A 9,579-nucleotide genomic window follows, 5' to 3' on the forward strand; every position below is an offset into this window, starting at 1 on the left:
CAATGTGCGAGCTATCCACCCCTTGCGTGAGATACTGGCTGCGATTTTGCAACATCCAATAAGGCACATCTTGTAAAAAAGAATTTCTTTGTGAAGTGTTTGGGCAAGTGCAAGCCTGCAACATTAAAACGCCCAACCCGCATAAAACCAATTGCTTGCTTTTTAAAAAAGATTTTTCTAACACGCTATCCCCTTTGATTTTGATTTTACAGAGTGTAACATAAATCTTTAAGATTTAAACAATAATTAGGTAAAAAAATAAAAAAAATAAAACGATTAAAACTTCGTTAAAAAAATCAACACACAGTTAAGCATTAGAATAAGCCGGGTTCTGTCAATGGATGGCCATTTATCTGGGAAATATTTTGCAATATTCCTCAAGCGAAGCGTGTATCAATTTAGACTTACCATGCGCTTCTTGCTACAAATTGGGTTTACCCAAACAAGCTAAATCGCTTTAGCTTTGGTGGGCTCTTACCCCACCCTTTCACCCTTACCTTAAAAAGGCGGTTTGCTTTCTGTGGCACTTTCCCTTAGCTTGCGCTAGCCATCCGTTAGATGGAATTCTGTCTAATGTAGCCCGGACTTTCCTCTATTCTAAAATAGCGACCATCTTCTAATGCGTTAATATATTAGAAAAAAGTAGCTTTAAAAGAGTTTAAAAATTAAGGGTATAGAGAATATTTTTATTATTCTCATAGCTCACAAGGACAAGCTCATCGTTTCTAAACCCCCCAGCGCTGATATTTTTAATCTCCTTTGGTAAGCCATAAACTTCAAGAATCTCTTCTTTTGTAGGATCTATGACTAAAAGCGTGTTAAATTCCTTACTGAACGCATAAAGCTTATTATCTTTTAAAGCCAAAGCACTGATGACTAACTCGCCTAGTTTCCTTTTTTCTTTAAGTTTGGCATTGCCTAATTCCAGTAAAAACTCCCCATGCACCTGTTTGTCGCTATTGAGCATGGAGATGATAATCAAATCCTTATAACGCTTGTTAGGAGCGGTGATCAAATAAGTGAATTTAGCCCCTCTTCTTGCAGCGCTAACATAGTAGTTTTTCGCCCTAGAAGTTTTTAAGCGGCTGCGTTCCACTTCATCAAAAGAGTCAGCCCCCTCTAAAAAATAAGGGAAGTTTTTAAGCGCGTTGGCGTTTTTGTTAGGAGTGATTTCTACGCTTGTTTTATTATTGCCCATGATCACAATGTTTTCATCTTCGTTAAAATCTGCCCCCACAAACGCCCCCACCGTCGTGCTATAATAGCTATCCAACACCATATGGCTATGAATGGTTTTCAAATCGTTACTTACAAGATAAAGCCCTTGGTTTTCTGTGGTAAGGATCGCCTTGTCTTCATTGAAATTCAAATCCGTGATCGCTCCATTCAATTTTAAAAAAAGCTCTTCTTTTTTTTCAATCTTTAGAGTTTTAGCGATTTCTAGAGGCGAATGTTCATAATCATTATCTTCAGGCAAAGCGCTCAATTTCAAAGGCTCGCCCACATCCCTCCTGCCTAAAACGCTTCTTGGGAATTTCAAATGATCCCAATTCTCCATAGACCAGACCGATTCTTTCAAATTCCACGAAAAACGCACCGGATCGCTTTGCCCTATGTAAGGGAAAGGCCCGGTAGAAATAAACGCTTGCACGGCGTTAGAACCCACCACAATAAAGAAAACATAAAAAGCGCTTTTTTGGAGCGTGTTTAATGAATAATCTTTAAAAAGTTGGGTATTAGGGGCAAAAAAGAGCAAAACCGCTAAAAGCGCCACCACGCTAAAAAAGACAAAAAGCGCCCAAAACTGCGTGTGCAAGCCCAAAATAGCGAGTGCGAATCCCTGCCCCACATCTTCTAATGCATGGCTACCGGTATGATAAAAGCTCTCATACAACCCGCTGCTAGCCATAAGTAACAGCAAAGCAATGTATTTAGGCTTAAACCCAAAACGCACCACCAAAAGCGCCACAGCCCCTATTAAAATCATGTTGATGCGTTGCGCCCAGCAAAAAATACAAGGCGAATCTTTCAAAACATAGCCAAAATAAAAATTCGCCAAACCCACAGGAAAGATCAAAATCCCTAAAACCGCCAAAGAAAAAAGATTATAAAATCGGGTTTCTTTATCCATGCATCCCCCTATAAATTCATATTAGGCAAAACGCTAGAGCTGTGGGCTATAAAAATAATAAGCTCCACTAACCACACCACCATCAAAATCCCAAACGCCCAATTTTCTTTTTTAGGCTTTTTAAACGCTATCAAAATAGCGGCTAGACTTAAAAGCAGTCCTAAAAACTCCATGCCGTTCCTTAAAGTTTTCGTAGGATTATACTCAAAAACAAACTATTGGATAAATAAAAAATTAAAAGCGAGATCAACTCAAGCGGTTTTTAACCTTTTTTAGAGCTTGAGCTATCTTGAACCCATAACAATCAAGTTCTCAAAAATTTATCAAGAGAATCAATTCAGAACAAGAGTTTAGAGCCATTAAGCCCTAACTTTCAAAGCTTCTAAAGCATGTTTTTTGCCAATTTCAAAGGCTTTTTTGTTCGTTTCAGCGACTTTTGCAGGGACTTTTTTAAGCATGGTGTCTAGCACGATATTTTCTTCTACGCATTTAGTCAGCTCCACGGTAATGGCTAGCGCCACCACAGATTGCGTGATAATGTTACCCACTTCATCTTTAGCGATGCTGATAATGGGGATTTTATAAATTTGATACTTTTCTTCATCTTCTTTAGTGGGGGTTACCAAATTGGGATCAATGACAACGATACCGCCTTTTTTAATATCGCTTTTAAACTGGTTGTAGCTGATTTGAGCGACTGAAAGCATGAAATCAATCTCGCCCTCTTTAGCATAAGGGAAAATGATTTCATCTCTATCTAGCAAAATATCCACTTTAGTGGACCCTCCACGCACTTGCGAGGTGTAGGTGGAAGTCTTAGTGCCATAGCCCCCACTCACAATTTTCGCTTCAGCTAAAATTTCTCCCGCTAACAGCACGCCTTGCCCTCCAACGCCTGTAAATCGTAATTGCGCTTCCATTATTGTTTTCCTTGTGCTTTTTCAATGATTTCTTGATACGCTTCACAATATTCTTTCCTATCCGTGTCATGCTTTAAAACGCCGGTAGGGAATTTATCCACCCTTTCTTCAGGGCTCATGGCTTCAAATTGGCGTTTGCTCACTAATCGGCTTTCCATCCATTTCAGCATTTGAGACGCTTCGCCCATTTTATTCTTACGCCCTAAATTGATATGGCAATTGCTATGGACATCAAAGAAGCTAAAGCCCTTGTGCGAGAAACCTTCTTTAAACACTTTTTCTAACTTTTGAGGGTCTAAAACGCTCTCTCTGGCCACAAAACTCGCCCCGGCAGCGGTGGTTAAAGCGCATGGGTCAAATTGGTTGTCAATATTCCCCCATTGAGCCGTAACCGTCCACATGCCATTAGGCGTGGTGGGCGAAGTTTGGGAGTTGGTCAAACCATAAATGAAATTATTCACTAAAATAAAATTCAAATCAATGTTTCTTCTGCATGCATGCATGGTGTGATTGCCTCCAATCGCAAAGCCATCGCCATCGCCAGAAACCACGATCACATGCTTACTAGGGTTAGCCATTTTAATCCCTGTCGCATACGCCACAGCCCTGCCATGCGTGGTGTGAACGGTGTTGCAATTCACATACGAACTCATGCGCCCGCTACAACCAATCCCGCTCACCAAGCACACATCATCCATTTTCCAACCTAAAGCGTCAATCGTGCGGATAATGGATTTCAAAATCACGCCATCGCCACAGCCCCAACACCACAAAGTGGGTATTTTATCCACACGCAAATATTCATCATAATTAAACGCCATTTTAAAGCTCCTTCAATTTTGCGATGATTTGTTTAGGCGAAATCGTGCGCCCATTGGCTTGCCCAAAGAAATGCACCTTTCTTTGCATAGCCCTTTCAATCTCTTCTAAATACTGCCCCTTATTCAATTCAATCACAAGGATTTTTTCGTATTTATCCCCTATTTCTTTCAAGCGTTTAGCCGGGCTTGGCCATAAGGTTTTAGGTCTGAAAAAGCCGACTTTTTGCTTGCTTTCTTTATGGTAATCTTTCAAGGCTTCTTTAACCGCCAAAGAAACCGAACCATAAGCGATAACAACGATTTCAGCGCCCTCTAAATCCATTTCCTCATTTTCGTTGATAATGTCTTGCTTGGATTCAATCTTATTAAATAATCTGTCAATCAAATCCCCACCGATTTTAGCGTCTTCAGTAGGAAAGCCAATAGGCCCATGGTGCAAGCCTGAAACATGGTAGCGATAGCCTTTAAAGAAAGGGTTCAAAACGGCCGGCTCGTCTTGCGCAACCCCATAAGGTTTGTAGTCTTTTTTATCGCCCGCAAATTCCTTACGATTAATGGTCATCTTTTGCACTTCTTCTAAATCCGGGATTTGCACCTTGCCATACATATGCCCCACGGTTTCATCCATGAGCAAGAACACAGGAGTCATGAGCATTTCAGCCAAATTGAACGCGCGAACGGTTTCGGTGTAAGCTTCTTCTAAACTAGCAGGAGCGAGCGCGACGGCTTTAAAATCCCCATGTATGGGGTGCCTTAAAAAATTCACATCGCCTTGAGCCACACGAGTGGGCATCCCGGTTGATGGGCCTGAACGCATCACATCAGCGATCACTAAAGGGATTTCTGCCATGAAAGAATAACCGATTTGCTCCACTTTCAATGAAATACCAGGACCAGAACTCGCTGTCATAGACTTCGTCCCGCTCATACTCGCCCCTAAAGACACGCTGATCCCGCTGATTTCATCTTCCATTTGGATAAAATGGCCGCCGCATTTGGGTAAAGCCACGCTCATCGCATGCATAATATCCGAGCTTGGCGTGATAGGATAGCCCCCAAAAAACCGACACCCCACTTCAATCGCCGCTTTAGCGACTAATTCATTCCCATCAGAAATAATCTCACGCATTATTTGCCTCTCCCTTCTAAAATAGTCTCTTCTAAGAGCATGTATTTATTGGCCTTAACCTTTTCGCTTCTTTCTTGGGCTTCTTTAGAAACTTTAGCGAATTTGAAATCCTTCCTGTCAGCCACATAAATCGCAAAATCTGGGCAGTGCAACTCGCATTGCACGCAACCGATACAGCTCTCTGGGTAGGCTACTTTGGCCACTTTTCCAAGCACCCTTTCTTTTTCAAGCCCCATGCCAAGAACCCCAGCAGGACATACCGATACGCAAATATCACAACCCTTACACCTGTCTTCATTCACCCAAACGGCAACCCCATCTGGAGCGCTCATTTTAGCCATTCATTCTCCTTTGTGCTAAAAGCTGTATAAAGCCTTAGCAATCAAAATTTGCCTAAAATTGTAGCAAGCCTTTTTTAACAAAATCTAAAATGCTCTAATAATAAGAACTTAAAATTAAAATGAGAAAATACTAAACACTTTTTACTCAATTTAAAAGAAAAAACGCCCCATTAACCTTAATCTTAAAAATGATTATTAGAAAGATTAATGTTTTTTAAATGCTCCTTATAAGTCGCGCTGAAAGCATGTTTTTTATCCGGCATTTTCACAAAATACAAGAAATCCGTTTTTTTAGGGAAAACCACGGCTCTAATCGCTTCTAGGCTCACGCTCCCTACAGGATTTTTAGGCAAGCCCTTAAATTTATAGGTATTGTAGGGGGTGTTATCGGTTTTAATGCGCTCTTTGGTTACTTTAGCGTGTGAAAATTCTTGGTAATTCAAAGCCCCATCCATTTGTAAAGGCATGCCTTTTTTCAAGCGGTTAAAAATCACGCTCGCAATCAGGGGCATTTCTTCAACATTAGCGGCTTCTTTTTGCACAATGGAAGCGAGAATGATTTTTTCAAACCACTCTTCTTTATGGTAGTATCCAAGCCATTGTTTGCTTAAAGCTTCGTGTTTTTTCATAGATTGACTGATCAAAGTTTGCATGATTTTAAAAGCGTCCTCCCCTAAAGGCAAATGATAAGTGTCTGGTAATATCACCCCATCTTCTATCACAGTGCCGTTTAATCGTGGAGCGATGCTTTCATAAGCCTGATTGAGATCGCTTGTTTCTAGTTGGTAAGTCTCGCTCAAAATTTGCGTGAAAAAATAGCGGGTTTCTCCAGGGATTAAAGTCGCGCTTTTTTGCGCCGCTTTCGCTTTGATCAAACGGACTAAAAAATCCCCCTTCCTTAAAGCCCCATCGCCCATGTCAATATAGCCTTTTTTAGGCATGCCCATTAGGCGCAACAAAAGCAAATCCAAAGCGTTAATATCCACGCCTTGCTCTTTCAAAGAAAAAAACACTTTTTTGAGCGAACCTTGCGGGACAACCACCACTTTGTTAGGATAAATTGGTATACTTAGATAAAAAAGAATACTGATGAACAAAAGAAAACATGTATCCAAGAAAGTATTTAATGTCATTATCTTGTTTGTGGCAGTATTCACTCTTTTAGTTGTCATTCACAAAACCCTTTCAAACGGCATTCACATACAAAATTTAAAAATCGGAAAGCTTGGCATTTCTGAATTATACTTAAAACTCAATAACAAGCTTTCTTTAGAAGTTGAACGCATTGATCTCTCTTCTTTCTTCCATCAAAAACCCACTAAAAAGCGTTTAGAAGTTTCTGATTTGATTAAAAATATCCGTTATGGCATTTGGGCGGTGTCTTATTTTGAAAAACTTAAAGTCAAAGAAATCATTTTAGACGATAAAAATAAAGCCAATATCTTTTTTGATGGGAATAAATACGAGTTGGAATTTCCAGGAGTCAAAGGGGAATTTTCCCTAGAAGACGATAAAAACATCAAGCTTAAGATCATCAATCTGCTTTTTAAAGACATTAAAGTCCAAGTGGATGGCAACGCCCACTATTCACCCAAAGCTAGGAAAATGGCGTTTAATTTGATTGTCAAGCCCTTAATTGAACCCAGCGTTGCAATTTATTTGCAAGGGCTAACCGATTTAAAAACCATAGAATTAAAAATTAACACTTCTCCAATGAAAAGCCTAGCGTTTTTAAAGCCTCTTTTCCAACACCAATCGCAAAAAAATTTAAAAACATGGATTTTTGACAAGATCCAATTTGCTAGCTTTAAGATTGATAACGCTTTAATTAAAGCCAATTTCACTTCTAGCGAGTTTATCCCATCGCTTTTAGAAAATTCTGTAGTTAAAGCCACTTTGATTAAACCTTCAGTCGTTTTTAATGATGGCTTATCGCCCATTAAAATGGATAAAACCGAATTGATCTTCAAAAACAAACAGCTCCTCATACAGCCCCAAAAAATCACTTATGAAACCATGGAATTGACCGGCTCTTACGCCACTTTTTCCAATTTGTTAGAAGCCCCCAAGTTGGAGATTTTTTTAAAAACGACCCCTAATTATTATGGCGATAGCATTAAGGATTTATTGAGCGCTTATAAAGTCGTTTTACCTTTGGATAAAATCAGCACGCCATCTAGCGCGGATTTGAAACTCACCTTGCAATTCTTGAAAAACACCGCCCCCTTATTTAGCGTTCAAGGCAATGTTAATTTGCAAGAAGGCACCCTCTCGCTCTATAATATCCCCCTTTATACGCAAAACGCTAATATAAGCCTAGATATTACCCAAGAATACCAATACATCTACATAGAAACTACCCACACCCGCTATGAAAACATGCTGGATTTAGACGCTAAAATCGCTTTAGATTTAAACAAGAAAATCCTTTCTTTAGATTCTTTAGTCCATAAAATACGATTCAACACTAACAATAATATCAACATGCGTTCTTATGGCTTGAATGACGACCAAGATAACCCACAGCCTACTAAATTTTCTTTAGATTTAAAAAGCTTGCATTCTATCATTCAAGAGGGTGAAAACTCAGAGGTTTTTAGGAGAAAAATCATAGACACCATTAAAGCCCAAAGTGAAGACAAATTCACCAAAGATGTTTTCTATGCCACAGAAGACACTCTTAAAAACCTTTCTTTGAACTTTGATTTTTCTAACCCTAACCACATGCAATGGAGCGTGCCACAACTTTTATTAGAGGGCGAATTTAAAGATAACGCCTATGTTTTTAGAATCAAAGATTTGAAAAAAATCAAGCCCTATTCCCCTATTATGAAGTATTTCGCCTTAGAAGATGGCTCTTTAGAAGTTTCTACGAGCGATTTTATCAATATTGATTTTTTTGCTAAAGATTTGAAAATCACTTTACCCATCTATCATAGCAACGGCAAGCAGTTTGATTCCCTCTCTTTATTTGGATCTATCAATAAAGATGAAATTTCTGTCTATACTCCAAGCAAAAGCATATCCATAAAAGTTAAGGGGGATCAAAAGGATATTACCCTTAATAACATTGATTTGAGTATTGATGATTTTTTAGATAGTAAGATGCCAGCGATTGCGGGATTATTCTCAAAAGAACGAAAAGAAAAGCCTAGCTCTAAAGAAGTCCAAGATGAAGATATTTTCATTAGCGCCAAACAACGCTATGAAAAAGCCCACAAAATTATCCCTATCTCTACACGCATCCATGCTAAAGATGTCGTGTTAATCTATAAAAAAATGCCTTTTCCTTTAGAAAATCTTGACATTGTCGCTCAAGATGACAGAGTGAAAATTGATGGCAATTATAAAAACGCCATGATCATGGCGGATTTAGTGCATGGGGCTTTGTATCTTAAGGCTCATAATTTTAGCGGGGATTATATCAACACCATCCTCCAAAAAGATTTCGTAGAAGGAGGCTTATTCACGCTTATTGGGGCTCTTGAAGATCAGGTTTTCAATGGCGAATTGAAATTCCAAAACACAAGCTTAAAGAATTTCGCCCTCATGCAAAACATGGTCAATCTCATCAACACCATTCCCTCTCTCATTGTCTTTAGAAACCCTCATTTAGGGGCTAATGGCTATCAGATCAAAACCGGATCTGTTGTTTTTGGGATCACTAAAGAATATTTAGGGTTAGAAAAAATTGATCTTATCGGCAAAACGCTTGATATTGCTGGCAATGGGATCATTGAATTAGACAAAAACAAATTGGATTTGAATTTAGAAGTTTCCACTATCAAGGCTTTGAGTAATGTCTTAAATAAAATCCCTATTGTGGGCTATCTTGTTTTAGGAAAAGGAGGTAAAATCACCACTAATGTGAATGTCAAAGGCACGCTGGATAAACCTAAAACTCAAGTAACTTTAGCGTCAGATATTATCCAAGCGCCTTTTAAAATCTTGCGCCGTATTTTCACACCTATTGACATTATCGTGGATGAAGTCAAAAAGAACATTGAATCAAAAAGGAAATTAAAATGACGCTCAATGAAGCCATTAAAGACAAAGTTTATAAAATCGTAGAAATCGCTAACTGCGATGAAGCCCTTAAAAAACGCTTCCTCTCTTTTGGTATCCATGAAGGGGTTCAATGCACCCTTTTGCATTATTCCATGAAAAAAGCCACGCTTTCAATTAAAATCAACCGCATTCAAGTGGCTTTAATCACTCGTAACACTCTAGCCCAAAA

At 39.1% G+C, this 9,579-nt stretch carries 9 protein-coding genes, 1 other RNA gene and 1 pseudogene; 2 read left to right on the top strand and 9 right to left on the bottom strand.

The window, feature by feature from the left end; genetic code table 11:
- The 9 genes and pseudogenes from BZK24_RS08275 to mltG form a co-directional block, all read right to left on the bottom strand.
- Positions 1-124: pseudogene (locus BZK24_RS08275) on the bottom strand (tumor necrosis factor alpha-inducing protein); the annotation flags it as partial.
- Between the two features lie 183 nt (positions 125-307).
- An RNA gene (gene rnpB, locus BZK24_RS08280) (RNase P RNA component class A) lies at positions 308-623 on the bottom strand.
- Between the two features lie 35 nt (positions 624-658).
- A complete protein-coding gene (locus BZK24_RS08285) occupies positions 659-2,131 on the bottom strand; it encodes a disulfide bond formation protein B (RefSeq protein ID WP_077657139.1) in 1,473 nt (490 codons plus the stop codon).
- Positions 2,132-2,139: 8 nt separating this feature from the next.
- Complete coding sequence (locus BZK24_RS08290; protein ID WP_000394823.1) at positions 2,140-2,304, bottom strand: hypothetical protein; 165 nt, start codon at positions 2,302-2,304, stop codon at positions 2,140-2,142.
- Between the two features lie 186 nt (positions 2,305-2,490).
- Complete coding sequence (locus BZK24_RS08295; RefSeq protein WP_033588149.1) at positions 2,491-3,051, bottom strand: 2-oxoglutarate:acceptor oxidoreductase subunit OorC; 561 nt, start codon at positions 3,049-3,051, stop codon at positions 2,491-2,493.
- Positions 3,051-3,872 (bottom strand): 2-oxoglutarate ferredoxin oxidoreductase subunit beta, encoded by an 822-nt coding sequence (locus BZK24_RS08300; RefSeq protein ID WP_000885319.1) that lies wholly within the window; start codon positions 3,870-3,872, stop codon positions 3,051-3,053. The genes BZK24_RS08295 and BZK24_RS08300 overlap by 1 nt, the downstream gene beginning before the upstream one ends.
- A gap of 1 nt (position 3,873) precedes the next feature.
- On the bottom strand, positions 3,874-5,001 hold the full coding sequence (locus BZK24_RS08305; RefSeq protein WP_077657140.1) for a 2-oxoglutarate synthase subunit alpha: 1,128 nt from the start codon (positions 4,999-5,001) through the stop codon (positions 3,874-3,876).
- Complete coding sequence (locus BZK24_RS08310) at positions 5,001-5,342, bottom strand: 4Fe-4S dicluster domain-containing protein (protein WP_021174834.1); 342 nt, start codon at positions 5,340-5,342, stop codon at positions 5,001-5,003. Before BZK24_RS08310 ends, BZK24_RS08305 begins: the two co-directional genes overlap by 1 nt.
- Positions 5,343-5,524: 182 nt before the next feature.
- The gene (gene mltG / locus BZK24_RS08315) at positions 5,525-6,514 is read right to left on the bottom strand and encodes an endolytic transglycosylase MltG (RefSeq protein WP_077657141.1); all 990 of its coding nucleotides are present in this window, start codon (positions 6,512-6,514) and stop codon (positions 5,525-5,527) included.
- On the opposite strand from mltG, the gene BZK24_RS08320 reads away from it, so the two are divergent.
- Both BZK24_RS08320 and BZK24_RS08325 read left to right on the top strand, forming a co-directional pair.
- Positions 6,432-9,371: a DUF3971 domain-containing protein gene (locus BZK24_RS08320; RefSeq protein ID WP_077657142.1), complete on the top strand. Its 2,940-nt coding sequence runs from the start codon at positions 6,432-6,434 to the stop codon at positions 9,369-9,371. The two genes, mltG and BZK24_RS08320, sit on opposite strands and share 83 nt — an antisense overlap.
- On the top strand, positions 9,368-9,579 hold a 212-nt coding region (locus BZK24_RS08325), incomplete at its 3' end, for a FeoA family protein (protein ID WP_077657143.1). The genes BZK24_RS08320 and BZK24_RS08325, both read left to right, overlap by 4 nt.

It is taken from the genome of Helicobacter pylori, from assembly GCF_001998165.1.
In the GTDB taxonomy this organism is placed as follows: domain Bacteria; phylum Campylobacterota; class Campylobacteria; order Campylobacterales; family Helicobacteraceae; genus Helicobacter; species Helicobacter pylori_DL.